This is a genomic window from Streptomyces sp. NPDC002754 (assembly GCF_053592315.1).
On record NZ_JBSFVM010000016.1, the window covers coordinates 56,117 to 79,975 of the forward strand.

23 protein-coding genes and 1 tRNA gene are annotated in these 23,859 nt (G+C 71.3%); 10 read left to right on the forward strand and 14 right to left on the reverse strand.

Going from position 1 to position 23,859, the window contains the following annotated elements; translation table 11 throughout:
• Nucleotides 1–18: 18 nt before the first annotated feature.
• Both ACWD2L_RS26885 and ACWD2L_RS26890 read left to right on the forward strand, forming a co-directional pair.
• Nucleotides 19–501 carry a YbaK/EbsC family protein gene (locus tag ACWD2L_RS26885; RefSeq protein ID WP_351342634.1) on the forward strand — a complete coding sequence of 161 codons (483 nt, stop codon included), beginning with the start codon at nucleotides 19–21 and terminating at the stop codon, nucleotides 499–501.
• Nucleotides 498–1,349: a DMT family transporter gene (locus ACWD2L_RS26890; RefSeq protein WP_351342636.1), complete on the forward strand. Its 852-nt coding sequence runs from the start codon at nucleotides 498–500 to the stop codon at nucleotides 1,347–1,349. The genes ACWD2L_RS26885 and ACWD2L_RS26890 overlap by 4 nt, the downstream gene beginning before the upstream one ends.
• A 315-nt stretch (nucleotides 1,350–1,664) precedes the next feature.
• Here ACWD2L_RS26890 and ACWD2L_RS26895 read toward each other — a convergent pair whose 3' ends face one another.
• From ACWD2L_RS26895 to ACWD2L_RS26915, 5 genes are read right to left on the reverse strand one after another with little or no spacing between them, the layout of a single operon-like run.
• Nucleotides 1,665–2,438 (reverse strand): SDR family NAD(P)-dependent oxidoreductase, encoded by a 774-nt coding sequence (locus tag ACWD2L_RS26895; RefSeq protein WP_351335996.1) that lies wholly within the window; start codon nucleotides 2,436–2,438, stop codon nucleotides 1,665–1,667.
• A 9-nt stretch (nucleotides 2,439–2,447) separates the two neighbouring features.
• Nucleotides 2,448–3,620, reverse strand: a complete 1,173-nt coding sequence (locus ACWD2L_RS26900; protein ID WP_351335993.1) for a serine hydrolase domain-containing protein — start codon at nucleotides 3,618–3,620, stop codon at nucleotides 2,448–2,450.
• A gap of 47 nt (nucleotides 3,621–3,667) precedes the next feature.
• Entirely contained in the window at nucleotides 3,668–4,438 is a 771-nt protein-coding gene (locus ACWD2L_RS26905) for an energy-coupling factor ABC transporter ATP-binding protein (protein WP_351335990.1), read from the reverse strand.
• Nucleotides 4,426–5,187, reverse strand: a complete 762-nt coding sequence (gene cbiQ / locus ACWD2L_RS26910) for a cobalt ECF transporter T component CbiQ (RefSeq protein ID WP_351335988.1) — start codon at nucleotides 5,185–5,187, stop codon at nucleotides 4,426–4,428. Before cbiQ ends, ACWD2L_RS26905 begins: the two co-directional genes overlap by 13 nt.
• A 1-nt stretch (nucleotide 5,188) precedes the next feature.
• Nucleotides 5,189–6,250, reverse strand: a complete 1,062-nt coding sequence (locus tag ACWD2L_RS26915; RefSeq protein WP_351335985.1) for an energy-coupling factor ABC transporter permease — start codon at nucleotides 6,248–6,250, stop codon at nucleotides 5,189–5,191.
• Nucleotides 6,251–6,425: 175 nt separating this feature from the next.
• On the opposite strand from ACWD2L_RS26915, the gene ACWD2L_RS26920 reads away from it, so the two are divergent.
• Nucleotides 6,426–6,794, forward strand: a complete 369-nt coding sequence (locus ACWD2L_RS26920; RefSeq protein WP_351335983.1) for an SsgA family sporulation/cell division regulator — start codon at nucleotides 6,426–6,428, stop codon at nucleotides 6,792–6,794.
• Here the strand turns inward: ACWD2L_RS26920 and ACWD2L_RS26925 are convergent.
• Both ACWD2L_RS26925 and ACWD2L_RS26930 read right to left on the reverse strand, forming a co-directional pair.
• The gene (locus tag ACWD2L_RS26925; protein ID WP_351335980.1) at nucleotides 6,784–8,985 is read right to left on the reverse strand and encodes an MMPL family transporter; all 2,202 of its coding nucleotides are present in this window, start codon (nucleotides 8,983–8,985) and stop codon (nucleotides 6,784–6,786) included. The genes ACWD2L_RS26920 and ACWD2L_RS26925 overlap by 11 nt on opposite strands.
• A gap of 113 nt (nucleotides 8,986–9,098) precedes the next feature.
• Nucleotides 9,099–9,686, reverse strand: a complete 588-nt coding sequence (locus ACWD2L_RS26930) for a TetR/AcrR family transcriptional regulator (protein WP_351336009.1) — start codon at nucleotides 9,684–9,686, stop codon at nucleotides 9,099–9,101.
• 154 nt (nucleotides 9,687–9,840) lie between these two features.
• Between ACWD2L_RS26930 and ACWD2L_RS26935 the strand changes: the two genes are divergently transcribed.
• Both ACWD2L_RS26935 and ACWD2L_RS26940 read left to right on the forward strand, forming a co-directional pair.
• Nucleotides 9,841–13,179 (forward strand): S41 family peptidase, encoded by a 3,339-nt coding sequence (locus ACWD2L_RS26935; protein WP_351335977.1) that lies wholly within the window; start codon nucleotides 9,841–9,843, stop codon nucleotides 13,177–13,179.
• A gap of 120 nt (nucleotides 13,180–13,299) precedes the next feature.
• Nucleotides 13,300–14,316 carry a DUF6528 family protein gene (locus tag ACWD2L_RS26940; RefSeq protein WP_351335975.1) on the forward strand — a complete coding sequence of 339 codons (1,017 nt, stop codon included), beginning with the start codon at nucleotides 13,300–13,302 and terminating at the stop codon, nucleotides 14,314–14,316.
• Here the strand turns inward: ACWD2L_RS26940 and ACWD2L_RS26945 are convergent.
• Nucleotides 14,305–14,934: a MerR family transcriptional regulator gene (locus tag ACWD2L_RS26945; protein ID WP_451192030.1), complete on the reverse strand. Its 630-nt coding sequence runs from the start codon at nucleotides 14,932–14,934 to the stop codon at nucleotides 14,305–14,307. The genes ACWD2L_RS26940 and ACWD2L_RS26945 overlap by 12 nt on opposite strands.
• A gap of 177 nt (nucleotides 14,935–15,111) precedes the next feature.
• Here ACWD2L_RS26945 and ACWD2L_RS26950 point away from each other — a divergent pair, with 177 nt between their 5' ends.
• The 4 genes from ACWD2L_RS26950 to ACWD2L_RS26965 all read left to right on the forward strand — a co-directional run bounded on the left by ACWD2L_RS26950 (nucleotide 15,112) and on the right by ACWD2L_RS26965 (nucleotide 18,774).
• Nucleotides 15,112–16,650 carry a flavin-containing monooxygenase gene (locus ACWD2L_RS26950; protein WP_351335970.1) on the forward strand — a complete coding sequence of 513 codons (1,539 nt, stop codon included), beginning with the start codon at nucleotides 15,112–15,114 and terminating at the stop codon, nucleotides 16,648–16,650.
• Nucleotides 16,647–17,597 (forward strand): alpha/beta fold hydrolase, encoded by a 951-nt coding sequence (locus ACWD2L_RS26955; protein ID WP_351335968.1) that lies wholly within the window; start codon nucleotides 16,647–16,649, stop codon nucleotides 17,595–17,597. The genes ACWD2L_RS26950 and ACWD2L_RS26955 overlap by 4 nt, the downstream gene beginning before the upstream one ends.
• Nucleotides 17,594–18,469, forward strand: a complete 876-nt coding sequence (locus ACWD2L_RS26960) for an SDR family oxidoreductase (RefSeq protein ID WP_351335965.1) — start codon at nucleotides 17,594–17,596, stop codon at nucleotides 18,467–18,469. The genes ACWD2L_RS26955 and ACWD2L_RS26960 overlap by 4 nt, the downstream gene beginning before the upstream one ends.
• A 101-nt stretch (nucleotides 18,470–18,570) precedes the next feature.
• Entirely contained in the window at nucleotides 18,571–18,774 is a 204-nt protein-coding gene (locus tag ACWD2L_RS26965; RefSeq protein WP_351335962.1) for a hypothetical protein, read from the forward strand.
• A gap of 80 nt (nucleotides 18,775–18,854) precedes the next feature.
• On the opposite strand, the gene ACWD2L_RS26970 is transcribed toward ACWD2L_RS26965, so the two are convergent.
• Nucleotides 18,855–19,655 carry an exodeoxyribonuclease III gene (locus ACWD2L_RS26970; protein ID WP_351335959.1) on the reverse strand — a complete coding sequence of 267 codons (801 nt, stop codon included), beginning with the start codon at nucleotides 19,653–19,655 and terminating at the stop codon, nucleotides 18,855–18,857.
• A 99-nt stretch (nucleotides 19,656–19,754) separates the two neighbouring features.
• Here ACWD2L_RS26970 and ACWD2L_RS26975 point away from each other — a divergent pair, with 99 nt between their 5' ends.
• Complete coding sequence (locus tag ACWD2L_RS26975; RefSeq protein WP_351335957.1) at nucleotides 19,755–20,261, forward strand: GNAT family N-acetyltransferase; 507 nt, start codon at nucleotides 19,755–19,757, stop codon at nucleotides 20,259–20,261.
• An 80-nt stretch (nucleotides 20,262–20,341) separates the two neighbouring features.
• Here ACWD2L_RS26975 and ACWD2L_RS26980 read toward each other — a convergent pair.
• The 5 genes from ACWD2L_RS26980 to moaC all read right to left on the reverse strand — a co-directional run bounded on the left by ACWD2L_RS26980 (nucleotide 20,342) and on the right by moaC (nucleotide 23,782).
• Nucleotides 20,342–20,415 (reverse strand) — tRNA-Ala (locus ACWD2L_RS26980).
• 91 nt (nucleotides 20,416–20,506) lie between these two features.
• Complete coding sequence (gene sepX / locus ACWD2L_RS26985; protein WP_351335955.1) at nucleotides 20,507–21,772, reverse strand: divisome protein SepX/GlpR; 1,266 nt, start codon at nucleotides 21,770–21,772, stop codon at nucleotides 20,507–20,509.
• 171 nt (nucleotides 21,773–21,943) lie between these two features.
• The gene (locus ACWD2L_RS26990; protein ID WP_351335952.1) at nucleotides 21,944–22,588 is read right to left on the reverse strand and encodes a GNAT family N-acetyltransferase; all 645 of its coding nucleotides are present in this window, start codon (nucleotides 22,586–22,588) and stop codon (nucleotides 21,944–21,946) included.
• A gap of 20 nt (nucleotides 22,589–22,608) precedes the next feature.
• On the reverse strand, nucleotides 22,609–23,154 hold the full coding sequence (locus tag ACWD2L_RS26995) for a MogA/MoaB family molybdenum cofactor biosynthesis protein (protein ID WP_351335949.1): 546 nt from the start codon (nucleotides 23,152–23,154) through the stop codon (nucleotides 22,609–22,611).
• A gap of 118 nt (nucleotides 23,155–23,272) precedes the next feature.
• Nucleotides 23,273–23,782 carry a cyclic pyranopterin monophosphate synthase MoaC gene (gene moaC, locus ACWD2L_RS27000; protein ID WP_351335946.1) on the reverse strand — a complete coding sequence of 170 codons (510 nt, stop codon included), beginning with the start codon at nucleotides 23,780–23,782 and terminating at the stop codon, nucleotides 23,273–23,275.
• Between the last annotated feature and the right edge of the window lie 77 nt (nucleotides 23,783–23,859).

Genomic DNA, 23,859 nt, shown 5'->3' on the forward strand with positions numbered 1-23,859 from the left:
ACGATTACCGTGCCGCCCATGACAGCAGACGCAGCACACCCCCGTTTCGCCGAGGCCGTCACCGCGATGGGGCTGGCCGAACTCCTGCCCCGCGTACGCACCTTCCCGGAAGGTGCCCGCACCGCGCAGGAGGCGGCCGACGCGATCGGCTGCGCGCTCAGCCAGATCTGCAAGTCCCTGATCTTCGCCGCCGACGGGGTGCCGGTGCTCGTCCTCATGGACGGGTCGTCGCGGGTGGACGTGGAACGCGTACGGCAGGAGCTGGGCGCGCAGAAGGTGACGCGCGCCAAGGCGGACGTGGTGCGGGAGTTCACCGGGTACGCGATCGGTGGCATCCTGCCCTTCGGGCACGTGTCCAAGACCCGGGTCCTCGCGGACCGTTCACTCCTCACGCACGACATCGTGTGGGCGGCGGCCGGCACCCCGCACGCCGTCTTCCCGATGGAGCCCAAGGCCCTGGTGACGCACGCGGGCGCGACGCTCGTGGACGTGCAGGAGTGACCCCGATAGTCACGGTGGCGGTCCTGCTCGCCGCCGTCACCCACGCTTCCTGGAACGCGCTCGCCCACCACATCACGGACAAACTGGTCGGCTTCACGCTCATCTCGGGCGGCGGCGCGCTGATCGGTCTCGTCATGGCCGTGTTCTCGCCGGTACCGGCGGCCGGTGCCTGGCCGTACCTGATCGCCTCCGCGCTCATCCACGTCGCCTACTACGTGCTGCTGATGACGTCGTTCAAGCTGGGCGACTTCGGCCAGGCGTACCCGATCGCGCGCGGCACGGCGCCGCTGGTGGTGACGGTCCTCGCGGCGGTGTTCGCGGGTGAGGTGCCGGGCGGCTGGCAGGCGGCCGGGGTCATGGTGTGCTGCGCGGGCCTGACCGGGCTCGCGGTCTGGGGGATACGCGGATCGGGCCGCAGGCCGGACTGGCGGGCGCTCGGCGCGGCCCTGGCGACGGGGGTGGCCATCGCCTCGTACACGGTGGTGGACGGCCTGGGCGTACGCGCCTCCGGCTCGTCCCTCGGCTACATCGCCTGGCTGATGATCCTCGAAGGGATCGCGGTACCGGTCTACGCGGCGTATCGCTGGCGCGGCGAACTGGTCGGGCTGTTGCGGCCGTTCGCGTGGCTCGGGCTGCTGGGGGCGGGGCTCTCGGTCCTCGCCTACGGCCTGGTCCTCTGGGCCCAGACCCGGGCCGACCTCGCCCCGATCTCCGCGCTTCGCGAGTCCTCGATCATCGTGGGGGCGGCGATCGGCGCGATCTTCTTCAAGGAACGCTTCGGCGCGCCGAGGCTTTTGGCGGCGGGTGTGGTGGTGGCGGGGATCGGGCTGATGCTGCACGCGGGTTGACGCTCGTCCGTGGTGCTGGGGGCGCTGCCCCCTGGACCCCCGCGCCTCAATCGCCGGCGGGGCTTGAAAGACCGGGGCTCCGCCCCGCACCCCGCTGCTCAATCGCCGCAGGGGCTCGATCGTCTCGATCGCCGCAGGGGCTCGATCGTCTCGATCGCCGGCGGGACTTGATAGATCAAGTCCCGCCGGCGATCGAGGCGATCTTTCCAGCCCCGCCGGCGTTTGAGGCGATCCTTCCAGCCCCGCCGGCGTTTGAGGCGATCTTTCCAGCCGCCGGCGATTGAGGCGCGGGGTCCGGGGCGGAGCCCCGTGGCGTCAATCGCGGAGGGCCATGAAGCCGCTGCTGACCGCGGTCGTCCCACCGTCGACCGGCAGCACCACCCCGGTCACCCACCCCGCATCGCGAGACGCGAGAAACGCCACCGCCGCCGCGATGTCCTCCGGCTCCCCGACCCGCCCGAGCGGATACAACTCCCGCATGGTGTCCAGCTGTTCGTCCCGCCCGGCCCACGCCGTGGTCCGCACCGTGCCCGGCGCGACCAGGTTGACGCGAACCCCGCGCGGCCCCGCGTGACCGGCCAACGTCCGGGTCAGAGACGCGAGCCCCGCTTTCGCCGCGCTGTACGCGTGGTTGCCGAAGTCCTGGATCCCGTTGACGGAGCCGATGTTGACGATGGCGCCGCGGCCGGAGGCGACGAGGTGCGGCAGCGCGGCCCGCGAACACCGATACGCCCCCGTAAGCGTGAGGTCGAGGTCGCGGGCCCACCCCTCGTCGTCCTCCTCCTCGAAGAGCGGCGCGTCGGGGTGGCAGGCGTAGGCGTTGTTCACGAGAACGTCGAGCCGCCCGAAGGTCTCCACGGCGTACGCGACGGCCGCCTCGACGGACCCCCGATCCCCCACGTCGCAGCCGAACTCCCTTGCCGCACCGCCCCGTTCACGGATCGCGGCGGCAACCTTCCCGGCCGCTGCCTCGTCGATGTCGGTGACCAGGACCTGTGCGCCCTCCTCACCCAGCCGGCAGGCGGTGGCGGCGCCGATGCCGCGCCCGGCCGCGGTGATCAGTGCCACGTGATCCTCGAAGCGCTTCATACGCGGACGCTAACCCGCGTTCAGTGCCTCCCGCACGGACTTCACCAATGCCTGGGCGCGGGGGTCCGCCGTGACTCCCTCTTGCATGCCGTTCGTGACGTAGCCGAATGCGATTCCCCATTCCGGGTCGGCGAAGCCGAGGGCGCCGCCGCGGCCCGGGTGGCCGAAGGAGGACGGGGAGAGGAGGGGGGACGCGATGCCGTGCAGCATGTGGCCGGGGCCGAAGCGGGAGGGTGAGATGAGGATGCGGTCGGGGCCCGAGGAGTGCTCCGTGCGGGCCAGTTGCGTCGTCTCCGGCGTGAACAGGCGGATGCCGCCGTCGACTTCGCCGATGAGTGAGGCGTAGAAGCGGGCCAGGCCCTCCGCCGTGCCGATGCCGTTCGAGCCGGGGAGCTGGGCGGCGCGGTACGCGGGGTCGTTCTCGTCCGCGGCCGGGGCGATCGTGTCGAAGGCGCGGCGGGTGAGCGAGTCCGGGTTCTCGTACGCCTCGGCGATGGCCCGCTTGGGGCGGGAGCGGAAGCCGTTCGTGGTGGCCGGCGGTTCGACGGGGCCGACGCGGCCGACCCGGTGGGCCTGCGCGGGCGGGAGGCCGATCCATACGTCGGCGCCGACCGGGGCGGCCAGCTGCTCGGCGACGTATTCACCCATGGGCCGGCCCGTGACCCGCCGCACCAGCTCGGCCGTCAGCCAGCTGTACGTCTGCGCGTGGTACCCGTGGTCCGTGCCGGGCTGCCAGACGGGGGCCTGCGCGGCGACGGTCGCCGCGGCGAGGTCCTGGTCCGCGGCCTCGGCGGGGGTGAGCGGGCGGTCGAGGGCGGGGACGCCCGCACGGTGGGCGAGGACGTGCCGGACCAGCGCGTCCTCCTTGCCGTGGGACTTGAACTCGGGCCAGTACGAGCCGACGGGCGCGTCGAGGTCGAGCTCCCCGCGCTGGTGGAGCAGGAGCAGCGCGGCGGCGGCGATCCCCTTGGTGCCGGAGCGGAGGATCTGAGCGGTGCCCGGCTCCCAGGGCGCGCCACCGTCGACGTCGCGCGTGCCGCCGTACAGGTCGACGACCTTGCAGCCGTCCCGGTACACGACGACCGCCGCGCCGCGCTCCCCCAGCGCCTCGAAGTTCCGTATGAACGAATCCCTGACGGCCTCGAATCCGTCGGCCACCTGGCCTTCCACCTCACTGCTCACGGGTACGGGAACACCCGTGCGGCCCGGAAACTTCCCGTACCTCCCGGTCACGCCGGCTTCGCCGCCACCGACCTCGGGTCGAACCCGAACGGCAGCTCCAGGCGGTGGGCCGTCATCAGGTCATCGTCCACCAACAGCTCCCCCGTCGCTCCGTCGGCGACGATCGCTCCGTCGCTGAGGATGACCGCGCGGGGGCAGAGCTCCATGGCGTAGGGCAGGTCGTGCGTGACCATCAGGACCGTGACGTCCAACGAGCGGAGGATGTCGGCGAGTTCGCGGCGCGAGGCCGGGTCGAGGTTGGAGGACGGCTCGTCGAGGACGAGGATCTCCGGCTCCATGGCGAGGACCGTGGCGACCGCGACGCGGCGGCGCTGGCCGAAGGAGAGGTGGTGCGGGGGGCGGTCCGCGAAGTCCTCCATGCCGACCATCGCGAGGGCCCCCCGGACCCGGTCCTCCAGTTCCGGGCCCTTCATGCCCGCCGCCGCCGGGCCGAACGCCACGTCCTCGCGGACCGTCGGCATGAACAGCTGGTCGTCCGGGTCCTGGAAGACGATGCCGACCTTCCGGCGGATCTCGGCCATGTGGCGCTTGTCCACAGGCAGGCCCGCGACCGTCACCGTGCCGGCGCCACCGGTCAGGATGCCGTTGAGGTGCAGGACGAGGGTCGTCTTGCCCGCGCCGTTCGGCCCGAGGAGAGCGACCCGCTCGCCCTTGCCGATCGTGAGGTCCACGCCGAAGAGGGCCTGGTGCCCGTCGGGGTAGGCGAAGGCGAGGCCACGTACGTCGAGAGAAGCCACAGAAGCGGTCACAGCATCCATCCCATCAGGCACACCACGAGCGCCGCACACGGCAGGGTCAGCGCGTACGACCACTGGGTCCGGGTCGCCGCCAGATCGTCGATCACCGGCATCGACCCCGCATAGCCACGGCTGACCATGGCGAGGTGCACCCGCTCCCCGCGCTCGTAGGAGCGGATGAACAGGGCTCCGGCGGACTTGGCCAGGACCCCCCAGTGGCGTACGCCCTTCGCCTCGAAGCCGCGCGACTCCCGGGCGATCTTCATGCGGCGCATCTCGTCGGTGATCACATCGCCGTAGCGGATCATGAACGAGGCGATCTGCACGAGGAGCGGGGGCAGCTTCAGGCGTTGCAGGCCGAGGATCAGTTCGCGCAGTTCGGTGGTCGAGGCGAGCAGGACCGCGGCGGCGACGCCGAGCGTGCCCTTGGCGAGCACGTTCCACGCACCCCACAGGCCGCTCTCGCTCAGCGACATCCCGAGGACTTGTACGCGCTCGCCCTCCGCCACGAACGGCATGAGCACGGCGAAGGCGACGAACGGGACCTCGATGAGCAGCCGCTTCAGCAGGAAGCCCGCCGGGACCCGCGCCGTCGCCGCAACCGCCGCGAGCAGCACCGCGTACAGGCCGAACGCCCACATCGCCTCGCGCGGGGTGGAGACGACGACCAGGACGAAGCAGAAGACCGCGGCCAGCTTGGTGTGCGGCGGCAGCGCGTGCACGGGCGAGGTCCCGGCGCGGTAGAGCTGGTGGGCGTGCCCGGCGCCCATGTCAGGAGACCTGCTCCGAAGCGGCGGGAACCTCGGTCGAGGCCACGTCGCTCGTACGCCGCCTGCGCAGCGCCCAGAAGATCCCGGTCCCGGCGACGACGGTGACGCCGACGCCGATGATCCCGGCGAGGCCGCCGGAGAGCCGGCCGTTGGTGATGTCCCGTACGCCGTAGTCGGCGAGCGGGGAGTCGGAGGAGGCGTGCTCCTTCGCCTTCTGGTCGATGCCCTTGTCGTGGGCGACCTTCTCCAGGCCGTCGGGGTTGGCCGAGGCGTAGAAGGAGACGAAGCCGGCGAGGACGACGGAGGCGGCCAGGCCGATGGCCCAGACCTTGCGGTGCGAGCGGGCAGCCGCCACCGGAGCCGCCGCGGGCGCGTCCACCAGCTCCCCGTTCACCTTCAGCTTCAGCGGCTGGTGCAGGCCCCGTGCCCCGTACACGAGGTCCGGCCGCACGGCGACGACCGCGCCGACGGTGAGCGCGGTGATCACGGCCTCGCCGATGCCGATGAGGATGTGCACGCCGACCATCGCGGTGGCGACCTTGCCGATGGATACGTCGGTCGTCCCTCCGATGGCGTAGATCAGGGTGAAGACGACGGCGGCCGCCGGGACGGACAGCAGCGCCGCGACGAAGGACGCCACGGTGATCGAGCGGCGGGTGCGCGGCAGCAGCTTCACCAGGCCGCGGAAGACGAGGTAGGCGACGACGGTCGTGGTGATCGCCATGTCGGTGATGTTTACGCCGAGCGCGGTCAGGCCGCCGTCAGCGAACAGCACGCCCTGCATCAGGAGCACCACGGATACGCACAGGACCCCGGTGTAGGGGCCCACGAGTATCGCCGCGAGGGCTCCGCCCAGTAGGTGTCCGCTGGTGCCCGCGGCGACGGGGAAGTTGAGCATCTGCACGGCGAAGATGAACGCCGCGACGAGGCCCGCGAGCGGTGCGGCCCGCTCGGAGCCCAGCTCACGGCGGGCGCCGCGCAGGCTGACGGCGACGGCGCCCGCGGCGAAGACGCCCGTGACGGCCGACACGGGGGCGTTGATGAATCCGTCAGGGACATGCATGGGCAGGGGCTCCGCTCGGGGTCCGGGGGCTCGGGTCCGGGTTCGGCGTCCGGTGAACCGTTCGATGATAGTGCTTTGTTGCGAACACCTTGCAACAGCGTCCCTGCACCAATTGGGCCCGGATCCGTCCGTCCTGTACACCACGCAATATGCCGTTTATGCGACATTTGGTGTTATGGCCGTTGCCGAGCAGTACGTCGAGCAGTACGCACGGGCCCGTATCGTCACGGACTCCCCCGACGCGTACCGGAGCGTCCCCGCCGTACTGCGCTGCTCCGGCGGCACGGTGCACATCGCCCTGCCCGGCTCCGGGGAGTGGTCCTTCCCCCGCGAGCTGCTCGAACGCGGACTGCGGGCCCCGGTCTCCGCCGGTGACGTCCGGATCTGGCCCTGCGGGCGGGTGCAGGCGGTCATCGAGTTCCACGCGCCCGAAAAGCCGGACGGGGCGACGGTCGTGCAGTTCGACGTGAAAGCGCTGATCCGCTTTCTGCGTCGGACGTACACGAGCGTCGCCCCGGCCCCGGCTCAGGACATCAAGCCCTGACGAGCTCCTGCTCCTCGTCGTCCGGACGGTCGGCGCCGGCCGTCCGCAGACCCTCGCCCTCCACGTCCACGTTCGGCAGCACCCGCGCCAACCACTTCGGCAGCCACCAGGCCTTCTTGCCGAGCAGCGCCAGCACGGCGGGCACGATCGTCATGCGGACGACGAACGCGTCGAAGAAGACGGCGATGGCGAGGCCGAAGCCGATCATCTTCACCATCTGCTCGGAGCTGCCGATGAAGCCCGCGAACACCGCGATCATGATGATCGCCGCGGCCGTGACCACCCGCGCCCCGTGCTTGAACCCGGTGACGACGGCCTGCGCGGGCCGCTCCCCGTGCACGTACGCCTCCCGCATCCGCGTCACGAGGAACACCTCGTAGTCCATCGCGAGGCCGAAGACGACGCCCACCATGAAGATCGGCATCATCGACATGACCGGACCGGTCTGCTCGACGCCGAGCAGTGAACCGAGCCAGCCCCACTGGAAGACGGCGACGACGGCGCCGAGCGCGGCCAGGACCGACAGCAGGAAGCCGAGCGCGGCCTTCAGCGGCACAAGGATGGACCGGAAGACGACCATCAGGAGCAGGAACGCGAGGCCGACGACGAGCGCCAGGTAGGGGATCAGCGCGTCGTTGAGCTTCTGCGAGACGTCGATGTTCATGGCCGTCGAGCCGGTGACGCTCAGCTCGGCGCCGGTGTCCGCCTTGATGTCGGCGCCCGCGGCGCGGATGTCGTGCACGACGTTCTCGGTGTCGACCGACGACGGCTTGTACTTCGAGACGACGCTGATGACGGCGGTGTCGCCCGCCTTGTTGAACGTCGCCGGGGTGACGGCCGCGACCCCGTCCGTGCCCTTGATCTCGCGGACGACCTCGGAGACGGCGGCCTTCGGGTCTTCCGAGCCCTTGGCGTCGACGACCGTCATGAGCGGCCCGTTGAAGCCCGGCCCGAAGCCGTCGGAGAGCAGGTCGTACGCCTGGCGCTGGGTGGTGCTGGTGGGCTGCGAGCCGTCGTCGGGCAGGCCGAGTTCGAGCGAGGCCACGGGTATGGCCATGGCGCCGAGGCCGACGATGCCCGCGATCAGGACGGTGACCGGGCGGCGCAGGACGAAGCCGGCCCAGCGGGTGCCCATGTTGACCTTGGGCTGCTGCTCGCCGGACAGGTTCTTACGGGCCTTGCGGCCGTGCACCCGCTTGCCGACGTAGCCGAGCAGCGCCGGGATCAGGGTGAGCGCGATGAGCACCGCGATCGCGACGGTGCCGGCGGCGGCGATCCCCATCTTGGTCAGCATCGGAATGTTGACGACGGCGAGGCCGACGAGGGCGATGATCACGGTCAGACCCGCGAAGACGACGGCCGAACCCGCGGTCCCGACGGCCCGCCCCGCGGCCTCCTCCCGGTCCCGGCCCTCGGCCAGCTCGCCCCGGTACCGGGACACGATGAACAGCGCGTAGTCGATGCCGACCGCGAGGCCGATCATCATCGCCAGGGTGGAGGTGGTGCTGCCCAGGTCGAGCACGTTGGCCAGCGCCGTGATCGCGGAGACGCCGATGCCGACACCGATCAGCGCGGTCAGCAGCGGAAGACCGGCCGCGATCAGCGAACCGAACGTGATCACCAGGACGACGGCCGCGATCGCGATGCCGATGATCTCGGTGGCGCCGGTCTCCGGCATGGCCTGGAGCGCGTCACCGCCGACCTCGACGGTCAGACCGGTCTGCTTCGCCTCGTCGATGACCTCCTGCAGCGCGTCCCGGTCCGCGTCGGTCAGCTCCATCGAGGAGACCTTGTACGAGGCCGAGGCGTAGGCGATCCTGCCGTCCTTGCTCAGCGTCTTGGCGACGAACGGGTCCGCTACGGAGGCGACCTCCTTCGAGCTGGACTTGATGGAGGCGACGGTGTCCTGGATGTCGGCCTTGTTGGCGGCGTCCGTGAGCTTCTCGCCCTTCGGCGCCTCGAAGACGACGCGGGCGGTGGCCCCGTCGGCGGCGGAGCCGGGGAAGCGCTGGTCGAGCAGGTCGAAGGCCTTCTGGGCCTCGGTCCCCGGTATGGAGAAGGAGCTGGAGGCCGCGGTCGGCGCGGAGGCGGCGCCCACGCCCGCGAGCGTGAGCAGGGCCACCCAGATCAGGGCGACGAAGTGCCGTCGGCGGAACGCGAGTTTGCCGAGTTTGTAGAGGAATGTGGCCACGGAGGCGTACTCCCGGTCAGGTCGAAGGGTTCAGCGGGGCATGGGTCATCGGCCCGACGACATGAGCGGTTGTGCGTCAGGGGGAACAAACAGGTGGGGAAGACGGGGAAGGCTCAGGCGCTGAGTGCGGGGATCACCACAGCGTCGATGTACGAGACGAGGTACTCCTGCGTCGGCGGCTCTTCGTCGATGAGCGTGCGGGTGGCGAACGCGCCGATCAGCATGTGGATCAGATAGCCGAGCGCCGGGTTGTCGGCCCGGACCTCGCCCCTGTCCACGGCTCTGCGCACCATCCGGTCGACGCCCGTCATCTCGGGCTCGACGATCCACTCCTTGAAGGCCGCGAGCAGATCGGGATTGGCGTGCACAGCCACCATCAGGCCGCGCATCAGCGCGCTGTTCTGCTCCATGTGACAGTCGTCCTCACGGAACGCGATCGCGTGCAGATCACCGCGCAGCGAGCCGGTGTCGACCGCGTCGAAGTGCGGCTTCTGGCTCCGCAGCGCCTTGACCACCAGCTCGGCCTTGCCGCCCCACTGGCGGTAGAGCGTGGCCTTGCTGGACCGCGTGCGGTTGGCGACGGCGTCCATGGTCAGGGCGTCGTAGCCGACCTCGCGGAGAAGTTCGAGCACGGCGCCGTACAGCTCGGCCTCGCGCTCGGGTGTGATCCGACTGCGCCGCGCCGCCTGCTCCGCGACCATGCCACCCACCCGACCTCTCCGTATGCGTACGCCACAAAAATACCCCCTCCGCTAGCGAAACGAAACCGTTTCGTACGTGCGCTGCGCCACACCTTCTCGGCGAGTCCCGGTTGCCGGAGCCCTCGTCGCGGAAAAGCATGAGGAGGTGACCGAGGTGACTGAGGAATCCGAAGCAGCGGACGGCCGGGCGTACCTGCGTTTCCCGCACATCAGCGGAGAGCGGCTGTGCTTCGCCGCCGAGGACGACCTGTGGGTCGCGCCGCTCGACGGCTCGGCGCGGGCCTGGCGGCTCACCGTGGACCGCACCAAGGTCAGCCATCCGCGCTTCTCCCCCGACGGCCGGCACATCGCGTACACGACGTGGCGCAGCCTCGACCCGGAGATCTACGTGGCGCCGGTCGACGGGGGCTCCGCGCGCCGGCTCACGTACTGGGGCAGCGTGGACACCCAGGTGCGCGGCTGGTCGCCCCCCGACAAGGACGGGAGGGCCGACATCCTCGCGGTCGCCTCGCACGGCGAGCCCTTCTCGTACTTCACCTTCGCCTACAGCGTCCCGACCGACGGCTCCCCCGGCGGCAAGCTCCCCTGGGGGCCGGTCACCGACATCCAGGTCGCCGACATCGGCGGGGAGCGGCAGACCCTGCTCCTGACCGGTACGGCGCCGCACGAGCCGGCCGCCTGGAAGCGCTACCGGGGCGGCGCCCAGGGCCGGTTGTGGGTGCACGGGCAGCGCATCCTCGCCGACCTCGACGGGCATCTGGACGACCCGATGTTCGTGGACGGCCGCATCGCGTTCCTCTCCGACCACGAGGGCATCGGCAACGTCTACTCCTGCCGCCCCGACGGCACCGACCTGCACCGCCACACCGACCATGGCTCCTTCTACGCCCGGCACGCCACCACCGACGGCAGCCGCGTCGTCTACCAGTGCGCGGGCGAGCTGTGGATCCTCGACGACCTCGCCCCGGACTCGGCGCCGCGCAAGCTGCGGGTCCGGCTCGGCGGGCCGCGCGCCGGGCGGCGCCGCTACCAGGTTCCCGCCGCCCTCCACCTCGACTCGCTCTCCGTCGACGAGACGGGCCGGGCCAGCGCCGTCGTCGTCCGCGGCAGCCTCTACTGGCTCACGCACCGCGACGGCCCCGCCCGCACCATCGCCGACACCCCGGGCGTGCGCGTGCGGCTGCCCGAGATGCTGGGCTCCGGCGGACAGGTCGCCTACGTCACCGACGCCGACGGCGAGGACGCCGTCGAGATCGCCTACCTGCCGCGCGCCAGCGGCGACCGGGCGCCGCGCCGGTTCGCCTCCGGCCGGCTCGGCCGCGTACAGGAGCTGGTCTCCGACCCGGACGGGGAGCGGCTCGCGATCGCGTCGAACGACGGGCGGCTGCTGCTCATCGACGTCGGCGAGGAGGAGGGCGGCGAGGCGCCGCTCGGGGAACCGGTCGTCACCGAGCTGATCCGCTCCACGAACGGCCCCGTCCGCGACCTCGCCTTCTCCCCCGACGGCGCCTGGCTGACCTGGTCACACCCCGGCATCGGCCGCTCGCTGCGGCAGATCAAGATGGCCAGGATCAACCGGGGCGGCGGCTCCACCGCGATCGGCGCGACCAAGCCCGGAGCGGGCGAGACGTCGACGATCGTCGACGTCACCAACGGCCGCTTCGAGGACGAGAACCCGGTGTTCACGCGGGACGGCCGCTATCTCGCCTTCCTGTCCTGGCGCGGCTTCGACCCGGTCTACGACGTGCACACCGGCGACCTGTCGTTCCCGCTGGGCTGCCGCCCCTACCTCGTACCGCTGTCGTCCGCGACGCCGTCGCCGTTCGCGCTCTCCCCCGACGGGCGGACGGCGGCGGGCGGCCTCGACCCGGTCGAGGACGCGGGCGGCGACGGCACGCCGACCGTGGAGATCGAGGGGCTCGCCAACCGCGTCGTGCCGTTCCCCGTGTCCGCGTCCAAGTACTCGGCGCTGCACCCGGTCTCCGGCGGCGGCCTGGTGTGGCTGCGCTGGCCGATCTCCGGCGCGCTCGGCGAGACCTTCGCCAACCCGGCCGACCCCTCGGCCCAGCCGACCCTCGAACACTTCGACCTGGTCAAGGGAAAACGGTCCCAACTCGTCGCGCACATGGACTGGTTCGCGGTCAGCGGCGACGGCTCCCGGCTCGTCGTCGTCGACGAAGGTGAACTGGAGGCGGTGCCGTCCACCGAGGCGGGCGACGCCGACTCCACCGTCTGGATCGACCTGCGCCGCATCCTGCACGAGGCCGACCCGGGAGCCGAGTGGCGGCAGGCGTACGACGAGGCGGGCCGGATCATCCGCGCGTACTTCTGGGAACCGAAGATGTGCGGCATCGACTGGGACGCGGTGCTCGACCAGTACCGGCCACTGGTCGAACGGGTCGCGTCCCCCGACGAGTTCGCCGACCTGCTACGAGAAGTCCTCGGCGAACTCGGCACCTCCCACGCCTACGTCGCCGCCGCCCGCCGCAACGAGGGCCCGCCGCACTACCAGCGCGCACAGGGCCTGCTCGGCGCCAACTTCGTCTGCCGCGACGGATGTTGGACGCTCCAGCGGATCCTGCCCGGCGACTCGTCCGACTCCAAGGCCCGCTCCCCGCTCGCCGGCACCGGCATCCGCGACGGCGCCGTCCTCACCCACATCGACGGCCGCCCGGTCGACCCGGTCACCGGCCCGTACCCGCTGCTCGCGGGCGCGGGCGGCACGACCGTCGAGCTGACCTTCACGCCCGCGGAGGGTGGCGGCCGGCCCCGCCGCGTCGCCGTCGTCCCGCTCGTCGACGAACGCCCGCTGCGCTACCAGGACTGGGTGGCCAAACGCCGCGCCGTCGTACGGGAGTTGAGCAACGGAAGGTGCGGCTACCTGCACATCCCCGACATGGGCGGCTCCGGCTGGGCCCAGTTCAACCGCGACCTGCGCATGGAGGTCTCCCGGCCCGCGCTCATCGTCGACGTACGAGGCAACGCGGGCGGCCACATCAGCGAGCTGGTCGTCGAGAAGCTCACCCGGAAGATCATCGGCTGGGACCTGACCCGCAACGCGCAGGCCGTCTCGTACGCCTCGAACGCCCCGCGCGGCCCGGTCGTCGCCCTCGCCGACGAGGCGACCTCGTCGGACGGCGACATGATCACCGCCGCGTTCAAGCTGCTCGCGCTCGGCCCGGTCGTCGGCCAGCGCACCTGGGGCGGCGTCGTCGGCATGACGGGACGGCACAAGCTCGGCGACGGCACGGTGATCACGGTGCCGATGAACGCGGCCTGGTTCCCCGAGTACGGCTGGTCCATCGAGAACCGGGGCGTGGAACCGGACATCGAGGCCCTGCGCACCCCCCTGGACTGGGCGGAGGGCCGCCACGCCCAGCTCGACGACGCGGTGGAGCTGGCGCTGAACCTCCTGGCGGAGCGGGGGGCGACCAATCCGCCGGACTACTCGGACGTCCCGGACCGGAGGCGGCCGGAGCTGCCGCCGCGGTGACGTCGCGGGGCTCTGCCCCGGACCCCGCCGGCTCTCGTCCGAAGTGCGGGCTTGATATGTCGTCACCTTGGGCATCCTGGCGCATGGAACGGTCAACTGGCCTTTGTCCAGGGGGGGTTCATGTCGCACAGTTCACGAAGAGAGGTACTGCTCGGTGCCGCGGGAATCGGAGCGGGGCTGGCGCTCAGCAGTACGGGTTCGGGGAGAGCCGCGGCCGCGAGCCCGGGCCTGCCGCCCGTCCTCATCACCGAGCAGGCGAGCAAGCGGCTGCTGGTGATGGACTCGCGGGTGCAGGTGTGGGACCCGGCCGTGGACCCCCGTGTCGTGCGGTGGGCGTTCTCGCCCGTGGGCGACGCCCGGTACCGGGACGTCGAGCCCGACATCAGCTGGGTGTACCCGAGCGAGGCGAAGGTGCGTCGGTACCGCGGGCGTACGTACGTGCTGACCACGGCCTCGTTCGGGTTCGTGGGCGTCGTGGAGTGGCCGAGCGGGCGGCGGTACTGGGCCGGGGCGCTCGGGCCCGGCGACGATCTGATCAACCCGCACACCGCCGAACTCCTCCCCGACGGGAACGTGGCCGTCGCATGCAGTACCGGCGCGCGGGTGCGCTTGTACGCGGCCTCTCTCGGCCCGCACTCCACGCGATACACCGAGGCCGAGCTGAAGGGGGCGCACGGCCTGCACTGGGACTCCGCGCGCGAGGTGCTGTGGGCCATGGGCGACGACGAGTTGGTGGCCTACCGGGTGGCGGGGTCGCGCGTACGGCCCACGCTGGTGCGGCGGTTCGGGGTGGCACTGCCGATCGCCACTCCCGGGAAGTCCGCCGGTGGGCACGACTTGTTTCCGGTGGCGGGGGTGCCGGGGCGGATGTGGGTGACGACGTCGGCGTCGGTGTTCCAGTACGACATCGCGAGCCGGAGCTTCGTGCAGGACTTCGCGGGAGCGTCGGAGATCGTCCGCAAGTCCGTGAAGTGCGTGGGCGATGATCCGCGTACGGGGCGGGTGGTCACCACCGTGCCGGAGGCCGGGCTCGGGGAGACGTGGTGGACGACGACCGTGAGCCTGCATCGGCCGGGCGGGGCGTACAAGTACGTCAACGGCGGTATCTACAAGGCCCGTTGGTGGCTACCCCGGTGACCCGTCGGACGATTCCAGCCTGCGGTCGATCGCCAGCGACAGCTCCGCCTCCACCACGCCCTTGGCGAGCGGACGCAGCCGGTCGACGTCCTTGCCGGAGGCGTGCGCGGCGACGAGGTCGGTGAAGAGCGCGGCCAGCGCGTCGGCGTGGTCGCGGACGCGCCTGGCCGCCGCCAGGACATCGGCCAGCGGGATGCCCTCGCGGACCAGTGCCGCCGAGATGTCGAGCAGTCGGCGGCTGATGTGCACGATCTCCTCGCCGTCGATGCCCAAGTAGCCGAGGTCGAGGGCGGCTTGGAGGTTCTCAGGTGTGACGTCGTCCGCGAAGTAGTCGGCGAGTTCGGCGGCGGAGAGGCGGACGGGGACCTCTTCCGTGGGCTGCATGCCGAGGAGTTCGCCGACGTCGCGGCCGCGGTCGAAGGCCTCGGAGAGCTCACTGATCCCGTTGAGGGTGTGGCCGCGGTCCAGGAGCGAGGCGATCGTGCGCAAGCGGTCGAGGTGCGTCCGGTCGTACCAGGCGATGCGGCCCTCGCGGCGGGGCGGCTTGATGAGTCCGCGTTCACGGTAGAAGCGCACGGTGCGGACCGTGATGCCGGCCGCCTTCGCGAGCTCCTCCATGCGATATTCGCGCTTCGTTCCGGGTGCCGTCTCATCTTGTGCCACGTCGGAAACCTTAAGCCGTACTGCCGGTAACTTTCCTGGGTCCAACCCCTACCCACGAGTACGCGGACGGCCTACTCTCCCAATTACGCCAGTGTTCACTGGCAGAGTCACTGCGGCAAGGGAGGCGCCGGGATGCCCGAGCAGGAGCACGAGCACGAGCACGTACGAGTGGCGGTGATCGGATCCGGCTTCGGCGGCCTTGGCGCGGCGGTCAGGCTGCGCCGCGAGGGGATCACCGACTTCGTCGTCCTGGAGCGGGCCGGCGCGGTCGGCGGCACCTGGCGCGACAACAGCTACCCGGGATGCGCGTGCGACGTGCCGTCCCACCTGTACTCCTTCTCGTTCGCGCCCAACCCGGACTGGCCGCGGACGTTCTCCGGGCAGGAGCACATCCGGGAGTACCTGGAGCACGTCGCCGACACCTTCCGGCTGCGGCCGCACATCCGCCTCGACACCGAGGTCCAGCAGCTGCGCTGGGACAACGACAAGCTCTGGTGGGAGATCGACACGGCGAAGGGGACACTCACCGCCGACGTCGTCGTCTCCGCCACCGGACCGCTCTCCGACCCGAAGACACCGGACATCGCCGGGCTCGACACCTTCCCCGGCAAGGTCTTCCACTCCGCGCGGTGGGACCACGATTACGACCTGCGGGGCAAGCGCGTCGCCATGATCGGCACAGGCGCGTCGGCCATCCAGATCGTTCCGGCCATCCAGAAGGAGGTCGGCAAGCTCACCCTCTTCCAGCGCACACCCCCGTGGGTGATGCCGCGCGCCGACCGGGCCATCTCCGACGCCGAGCGCTGGCTGCACCGACAGCTGCCCTTCACCACCCAGGCGCGCCGCGGACTCCTGTGGGGCATCCGGGAGTTGCAGGTCCAGGCGTTCACCAAGCGCCCCGACGAACTGGGCATGGTCGAGCGGCTCGCCAAGCGGAACATGCACCGGGCGATCAAGAACCCGGAGCTGCGCGCAAAGCTCACCCCGGACTACCGCATCGGCTGCAAGCGGATCCTGCTCTCCAACACGTACTATCCGGCCCTCGCACAGCCCAACGTCGACGTCGTCGCGTCCGGCCTGAGCGAGATCCGCGGGAACACGCTGGTCGCGTCCGACGGGACCGAGGCCGAGGTCGACGCGATCGTCTTCGGCACCGGCTTCCACGTCACCGACATGCCGATCGCGGACCGCGTCATCGGCGCCGACGGCGACACGCTCATGCAGTCGTGGAAGAACGGCATGAAGGCGCTGCGCGGCGCCACGGCCGCCGGATTCCCGAACTTCATGACCGTCATCGGCCCGAACACCGGCCTCGGCAACTCCTCGATGATCCTCATGATCGAGGCTCAACTGAACTACCTGGCCGACTACATGCGCCAGCTCCACGTCCTCGGCGGCCGCGTCGCCCTCAACCCGCGCGAGACCGCCGTCACCGGCTGGAACAACCGTGTGCAGGACCGCATGAAGCGCACCGTGTGGAACACCGGCGGCTGCAACAGCTGGTACCTCGACGCGAACGGGGTCAACACCACGGTGTGGCCCGGCACGACCACCGAATTCCGGCACGCCACCCGGCATGTCGACGTAGGCGAGTACGAGGTGGTGCGCGCGCCCGGGAACACGGCCGCGCCCACGCGTACCAAGAAGAAGGCCAAGGTGAACGCCGCATGAGCCGTCTGATGCGCCATGTGACGACGGGACCGTACGCGCCGCCCGTCGCCGCCCGCGAGCTGACCGTCACCTCCGCCGACGGGGCCCGGCTCCACGTCGAGGTGCACGGCCCCGAGGGCGCCCCGGCCGTGCTGCTCTCGCACGGCTGGACCTGCTCGACGGCGTTCTGGGCCGCGCAGACGCGGGCCCTCGCCACCGACCACCGGGTGATCGTGTACGACCAGCGCGGCCACGGCCGCAGCCCCGCGGCCACCCAACTCCCGTACACCACGGACATGTTGGCGGACGACCTGGAGGCTGTGCTCGACGCGACGCTGGAGCCGGGCGAGCAGGCCGTACTCGCCGGACACTCCATGGGCGGCATGACGATGATGGCCGCCGCCGGACGGCCGAAGTTCCAGGAGCACGCGGCTGCCGTCCTGCTGTGCAGCACCGGAAGCTCCGCGCTCGTCGCCGAGGCGACCGTGGTGCCGCTGATGCGGGCGAGCAACCTGCGCACCCGGTTCACCCGCGCGATCCTCGGCTCGAAGGCACCGCTCGGTCCGGTCACACCGATCGGCAAGCGGGTCCTCAAGTACGCGACGATGGGGCCGGGTTCGTCCCCCGACAAGGTCGAGGCCTGCGCGCGGATCGTGCACGCCTGCCCGCGCGACGTGCGGTACGGCTGGTCGCATGTCCTCGAACACCTCCAACTGGACACTGGTGTCAGCGAGTTGACGATGCCGGTCGCCGTCGTCGCGGGAACCGCCGACCGCCTCACCCCGGTCGCGCACGCCCGGCGGATCGCCGCCGCACTGCCCGACTGCGCGGGCCTGACCGAGCTGGCGGGGCTCGGCCACATGACGCCCGTCGAGGCCCCGGACGCCGTCACATCAAAGATCCGCGAACTCTCCAAGCAGTACGTGCAGTCGGTTTCGAAGTCGGACAAGGGAGCGGATGCCGCATGAGCAAGGTCAGCCTCGAAGGCCAGGTCGCGGTCGTCACGGGAGCCGCGCGCGGCGTGGGCGAGCTGCTCGCCCGCAAGCTGTCGGCGCGCGGCGCGAAGATCGCGCTGGTCGGACTCGAACCGGACGAGCTGAAGCAGGTCGCCGCGCGGCTGCACTCCGACGCCGACTGGTGGCACGCGGACGTCACGGACCACGTGGCGATGGCTCAGGTCGCACAGGAGGTCAAGGACCGCTTCGGCAAGGTCGACATCGTCATCGCCAACGCGGGCGTCGCGACCGGCGGCCCCTTCGCCGAATCCGACCCGATCGCCTGGCGCCGCGTCATCGAGGTCAACCTCATCGGCTCCGCCGTGACGGCCCGCGCCTTCCTCCCCGTCCTCACGGAGTCCCGCGGCTACCTGCTGCAGATCGCCTCCCTCGCCGCGATCACGCCCGCCCCGATGATGACCGCCTACTGCGCGTCGAAGTCGGGCGTGGAGGCGTACGCGCACAGCCTGCGCGCCGAGGTCGGCCACAAGGGCGTACGCGTCGGCGTCGGCTACCTGTCGTGGACGGACACCGACATGGTGCGCGGCGCCGACCAGGACGACGTGATGCGCGAGCTGCGCCAGCAGCTGCCGTGGCCGTCGAACAAGACCTACCCGCTGAGCCCGGCGGTCGACCGGCTCGTGGCCGGCATCGAGCGGCGCTCGTCCCACGTGTACGCGCAGTGGTGGCTGCGCGGCATGCAGGGGATACGCGGCTACCTGCCGTCGGCGATCGGGATCGTGGGCCAGCAGCGGATGCGGAGCTTCGAGGGCCGCCTCAGCGGCGTGTCCAAGGGCCTCGTGGGCGCGGGCGGCGCCGCCGACGAGGCGTCGCGGGGGCAGTGAGCGGGCCCGAACACGGTCCGTCATAGATCAAAATGCGACATACCAGGCACCGTGTCAGTCTGGTCGAGGTCCCACCCCCCATCCTTCATGGAGAGCATCAAATGGGTATCTCTGACCAGTTCAAGGACAAGGCCGAGCAGCTGCAGGACAAGGCCAAGGACGCCATGGGCGACTCCAAGGGCAAGTCCGACGAAGGCCAGGACCGCGCGCAGGAAGGCCAGGACCGCGCGAAGGACGGCATGGACCAGGCCAAGGACAAGGCGCAGGACGCCGCCCAGAAGGCCAAGGACCGCTTCAAGCAGTGACGCCGCCTGAACACATGTGACTGTGCCCCGCCCGGAGCTCCGGGCGGGGCACAGTCATGTCGGCTTCCCGGCGCCGACGACTACTCGTACACGACCGTCACGGGCGCGTGGTCCGACCACCGCTCGTCGTGCGTGGCGGCGCGCTCGACGAAGCCCTTCACCGCGCGACCGGCGAGCCCCGGCGTCGCCACCAGGTAATCGATGCGCCAACCCGAATCGTTGTCGAAGGCCCGCCCCCGGTACGACCACCACGAGTACGGTCCCTCGACGTCCGGATGCAGGGCACGCACCACGTCGACGTAGCCGCCGTCGGACGGGTCGAAGACGGAGGAGAGCCACTCGCGCTCCTCCGGCAGGAAGCCGGAGTTCTTCTTGTTGCCCTTCCAGTTCTTGAGGTCGGCCTCCTGGTGGGCGATGTTCCAGTCGCCGCAGACCACGACCTCGCGGCCGTCGGCGGCGGCCCGCTCACGCAGGGACTTCAGGTAGGGGAGGAACTCCCCCATGAAGCGGATCTTCTCGTCCTGGCGCTCCGTGCCGACCTCACCGGAAGGCAGGTAGAGGCTGGCGACGGTGACGCCCGGCAGGTCCACCTCGACGTAGCGGCCGCTGTCTGCGAACTCGGCCGAACCGAAGCCGATCTGCACCCGCTCCGGCTCGCGCCGCGTATAGAGGGAGACACCGGCACGGCCCTTGGCGGCGGCCGGCGCGTGCACGACGTGCCAGCCCTCGGGCTCACGCACGCTCTCGGGCAGCTGGTGCGGCTCGGCGCGCACCTCCTGGAGACAGACGGCGTCGGCGGAGGTCTCGGCGAGCCACTCCACGAAGCCCTTCTTGGCGGCGGCCCGGAGCCCGTTCACATTCACAGAGGTCACAGTCAGCACCCCGGCACGATACCGGCAGACTGGACGGGACTGCCCAAGGCGCCCAAGGGCACCACCGCAAGCTCCCACATAGAGACGCATAGAGTTACGATGGCCCGTATGAGTATTCAGCTTCCCGGGGTCGGGGCCCCGGTCCTGCGCCCCACCTCCTTCGGCCATCGCGACGCGATCGCGCTGAACGACCGCGTCCAGCTCGAGTACGCGGAGCGCTACGGCGACGAGGGCGATGTCACGCCGCTGGACCCGACGATGTTCGAGCCGCCGCGCGGCCTCTACCTGATCGCGTACGACACCCCGGGCACGCCGCTCGCGACCGGCGGCTGGCGCGGCCAGGAGGCGAACGACGAGGGGTACGCGGACGGCGACGCCGAGCTGAAGCGCATGTACGTCACCCCGGAGGCGCGCGGCCTGGGCCTGGCCCGGCAGATCCTCGCGGCGCTGGAGGAGGACGCGCGGGCGGCGGGGCGCACCCGCATGGTTCTGGAGACGGGCCTGAAGCAGCCGGAGGCGATAGCCCTGTACACGTCGAGCGGTTACGAGCCGTGCGCCCGGTTCGGCCACTACCGGTTCGACGAGTTGAGCCGGTGCTTCGCGAAGTCCCTCTGAGCAGGGCGTCCCTGCAAGCAGGGCGCGGGGACACGCGAAAGCCCCCGACGGTTTCCCGTCGGGGGCTTTCGTTGCAAAGGTGGACGTGAGGGGATTCGAACCCCTGGCCCCCTCGATGCGAACGAGGTGCGCTACCGGACTGCGCCACACGCCCTTGCAACGAGTGAAACTCTAGCACCCCGATCCGGGTGCTTGGAAATCCGTTCCCTGGCTGGTCAGCCGGTCGGACTTCGAAGCGCTCCGGCTCACTCGTTGGCGGCGCGCGGCCGACCGTCGGCACCCTCGTCGAACTGGTCGAAGAGCGGCGTGCGGCCGCGCTCGCGGGAGCGGCGGGCGGAGGCGGCACGGCGGGCGTCGCTGCGGCCGTCGTCGGCGACCGGCTCCGCGGACTCCGCGGACTGCTCGGCGGGCTCCGGGGTGTGCTCCTCCTGCGGCTGCCGCTGCGCGGCCTGTTCCGCGGCGGAGGAGCGGGCGGAGCTCCAGGTCTCGGGTGCGTTGTAGTCGATACCGCCGGTGGCGCGCGGGGCGACGGGGGCGGTGACGTAGGTGGGCAGGGGCACCGGGACCGGGTCCCAGCTGTCGCCGGGGCCCGGCTGGCGCTGGCGTTCGCGCTGCTGGTCGACCCACTCCTGATGGTCGGTCTGCTCGACGAGGGCGCGCCGGTCGGCGGCGAGGGCCTCGAGGCCGGGGTCGGTGGCGGCTGCGTCCACCGATGGTCCTTCCTCCTGGTCCTCGGCCGCGGCGCGTGCCGCGGCCGGCTGCCGCCTGCGCGGCTGGCGCTCCCGCAGTCGCTGCGCGGCGACCTCGGCGCGGCGGCGGTCCATGACGTAGGCGAAGCGGCGTCGTTCCTGGATGCGCAGGTAGACGATGTACGTGCTGAGGAGTACGGCGGGGGCCGCGGGCGCCCACAGGAACGCGACGCCGCCGACGGCGGCCACGACGGCGCCGACCGAGAAGACGGCGAAGAGCAGCACGGTCGTGCGGCGGCGGCGCGCGAGCACCTTGGTGCGCCGGGCGCGCGCGGCCTGCGCCTCGGCCGCGGCGGACGCGGAGGCGTTGGCGGCGCGGGCGGCGCGGGACTTGGCGGGTGCGGTGGGCTCGGCCGCCTGCTCGGGCTCGCGGGTGCGTTCCGCGCGCTCGCGGGCCGGTTCCGCGAACTCCCGGGCGGAATCGGGGTGTTCACGGCTTTCGCGGCGTTCTCGCCCCGTGTGCGGGGTGCGCCGCCCCCCGGACGGAGACATGCCGACGTCCCGGACGTCCACCGAATCGGTGGTCGCGTCCGGGTCGACCGGGTCGCCGCGCGGCTCGTCCGACTCGGGCGAGCGCGCCTGCAGGTCCTTGGCGTACCGGCGCTCCATGCCCGCCCGACCGGAGAGAAGCCGGATGGCGGTGCTAAAGCGTTCCGTCGGACGAGCTTCGTTCAACTCGTCCTGCCTACGGAGCCACATCGGCACCAAGTAGGCGGCCCAGGCCCCGACGATGACTGCGTAGATGAGGCCGCTGCTGCTCACGGACACACCGTAGAGGGGTTTACGCGGGGCCATCCGCCAATTGAGCCGGTGTGTCGCACGATCTGGCTGATAATCCGAGCTTTTTTGCGATGGATGTGATCAACAGGACGACCTTCGAGGGAATTCATTGACCTCCGACGGTGCCTCATCGATCAATTTCGAACATTTATTTCATTTCGAGGGCGTGCCCGGATCGACCGCATTGGATCCACTCGGACCTGCGGCATTGCCGCGCCGCTCGCGACGGCGACGTCTCAGGAGTCCTTCCGGGACCTCTTCGGCGGTGAGCGCGAAGACAAGGTGGTCCCGCCAGGCCCCGTCGATGTGAAGATATCGTGGACGCAGCCCCTCCTCGCGGAATCCGAGTTTCTCCACGACCCTCCGACTCGGCCCGTTCTCCGGCCGAATGCAGACCTCCATGCGGTGCAGCCCCACGGTGCGGAAGCAGTGGTCGACCGCGAGCGCGACGGCCGTCGGCATCACGCCGCGGCCCGCCACCGACTGGTCCACCCAGTACCCGACATGGCCCGAGCACATCGACCCCCAGGTGATCCCGGCGACGGTCAACTGCCCGACGAGGCGGCCCTGGTACTCGACGACGAAGGGCAGCATCCGGCCCGCGTTCGCCTCCGAGCGCAGATGGCGCACCATCTGACGGTATGTCGGGCGGTGGGTGATCGGACCGCTCGGCGTGGGCGGCGGGACGGTCGCCTCCCAGGGGCGCAGCCAGTCGCGGTTGCGCCGGTTCACTTCGCGCCAGGCACGCTGGTCGCGCAGCTTTATGGGGCGGAGGACGACATCGCCCTCCACCAGCACGACGGGCCACGACGGGCTGTTCAGTGCGCACCCCCGGCTGCGTGGGGATCGGGACGGTCGGGTCCGCCGGGTCCGGATTCGCTTCCGGGGTGGTCGCCGCCGCGGATCTGGTCCACGGCGTGAGTCAGCAGTGGCCCGAGGACGGCGAGCCCGTCCTTCACGCCCCCGCTGGAACCCGGCAGGTTCACGATCAGTGTGCGCCCGGCGACCCCCGCGAGGCCACGCGAGAGCGCCGCGGTGGGCACTTTCTCGCGGCCGTACGCGCGGATCGCCTCCGGGATGCCCGGTACCTCGCGGTCGAGGACGCGGGCCGTCGCCTCGGGCGTGCGGTCGGTGGGCGAGATGCCGGTGCCGCCGGTGGTGACCACGACGTCGTACGCCGCCTCGACCGCCGCTCGCAGGGCGGCCTCCACGGGGTCGCCATCCGGTACCACCTGGGGGCCCTCGACGGCGAAGCCCAGCTTCCTGAGGCCCTCGGCGATCAGCGGGCCGCCGGTGTCCTGGTAGACCCCCGCGGCGGCCCTGTTGGAGGCCGTGACGACGAGGGCGCGGTAGCTGTCGGTCATGCGGGGGCTCCTTGGGCGAGAGTGCGGGCGGCCCGTCGCCGCCCCGGGCCGGCGGCAGCCCCGTGCGGCCGGGCGGCGATGCCTCCGGCGGGCGGCGGGGCCGCCTCCCTGGTCCCCGTCACGCGCGGCTCCAGGTCCCCGACTTGCCGCCGGTCTTCTCCTCGACCCGGACGTCCGAGATGACGGCCCCCTTGTCGACCGCCTTGACCATGTCGACGACGGTGAGCGCGGCGACCGAGACCGCCGTGAGCGCCTCCATCTCGACGCCCGTACGGTCCGTGGTCTTCACGGTGGCGAGGATCTCCACCGCGTCGTCCGCGACGGACAGGTCGAGCTTCACCCCGGACACAGCCAGTGGGTGGCAGAGCGGGATCAGGTCGGGCGTGCGCTTGGCGCCCATGATTCCCGCGATGCGCGCCGTGGCGAGCGCGTCCCCCTTGGGCACGCCCTCGCCGCGCAGCAGCTCCACCACGCGCGGCGAGACGAGGACGCGGCCGCTCGCGCGGGCGGTGCGTGCGGTGACGTCCTTCTCCGACACGTCGACCATGCGGGCGGCGCCCGCCTCGTCGATGTGCGTGAGCCGGTCGGTCTGGTCCTGATGGTCCTGATGGTGCTGCGAAGTGCTCATGGTGCTGCGGCGCTCCCGATCCGAGCCGTGCGCGGTGCGGCGCGCCGGACGATTTGTGCGCGACACGCTATCGCGAG

Excerpts from the sequence above, each read along its gene's own strand:
- ACWD2L_RS26885 (WP_351342634.1), top strand. The coding sequence starts at position 19 with ATGACAGCAGACGCAGCACACCCCCGTTTCGCCGAGGCCGTCACCGCG.
- ACWD2L_RS26975 (WP_351335957.1), top strand. The coding sequence starts at position 19,755 with ATGAGTATTCAGCTTCCCGGGGTCGGGGCCCCGGTCCTGCGCCCCACC.
- ACWD2L_RS26965 (WP_351335962.1), top strand. The coding sequence starts at position 18,571 with ATGGGTATCTCTGACCAGTTCAAGGACAAGGCCGAGCAGCTGCAGGAC.
- ACWD2L_RS26940 (WP_351335975.1), top strand. The coding sequence starts at position 13,300 with ATGTCGCACAGTTCACGAAGAGAGGTACTGCTCGGTGCCGCGGGAATC.
- ACWD2L_RS26895 (WP_351335996.1), bottom strand. The coding sequence starts at position 2,438 with ATGAAGCGCTTCGAGGATCACGTGGCACTGATCACCGCGGCCGGGCGC.
- ACWD2L_RS26960 (WP_351335965.1), top strand. The coding sequence starts at position 17,594 with ATGAGCAAGGTCAGCCTCGAAGGCCAGGTCGCGGTCGTCACGGGAGCC.
- ACWD2L_RS26920 (WP_351335983.1), top strand. The coding sequence starts at position 6,426 with ATGGCCGTTGCCGAGCAGTACGTCGAGCAGTACGCACGGGCCCGTATC.
- ACWD2L_RS26930 (WP_351336009.1), bottom strand. The coding sequence starts at position 9,686 with ATGGTCGCGGAGCAGGCGGCGCGGCGCAGTCGGATCACACCCGAGCGC.
- ACWD2L_RS26955 (WP_351335968.1), top strand. The coding sequence starts at position 16,647 with ATGAGCCGTCTGATGCGCCATGTGACGACGGGACCGTACGCGCCGCCC.
- ACWD2L_RS26945 (WP_451192030.1), bottom strand. The coding sequence starts at position 14,934 with ATGGAGGAGCTCGCGAAGGCGGCCGGCATCACGGTCCGCACCGTGCGC.
- ACWD2L_RS26950 (WP_351335970.1), top strand. The coding sequence starts at position 15,112 with ATGCCCGAGCAGGAGCACGAGCACGAGCACGTACGAGTGGCGGTGATC.
- cbiQ (WP_351335988.1), bottom strand. The coding sequence starts at position 5,187 with ATGGGCGCCGGGCACGCCCACCAGCTCTACCGCGCCGGGACCTCGCCC.
- ACWD2L_RS26915 (WP_351335985.1), bottom strand. The coding sequence starts at position 6,250 with ATGCATGTCCCTGACGGATTCATCAACGCCCCCGTGTCGGCCGTCACG.
- ACWD2L_RS26905 (WP_351335990.1), bottom strand. The coding sequence starts at position 4,438 with ATGGATGCTGTGACCGCTTCTGTGGCTTCTCTCGACGTACGTGGCCTC.
- ACWD2L_RS26995 (WP_351335949.1), bottom strand. The coding sequence starts at position 23,154 with ATGACCGACAGCTACCGCGCCCTCGTCGTCACGGCCTCCAACAGGGCC.
- moaC (WP_351335946.1), bottom strand. The coding sequence starts at position 23,782 with ATGAGCACTTCGCAGCACCATCAGGACCATCAGGACCAGACCGACCGG.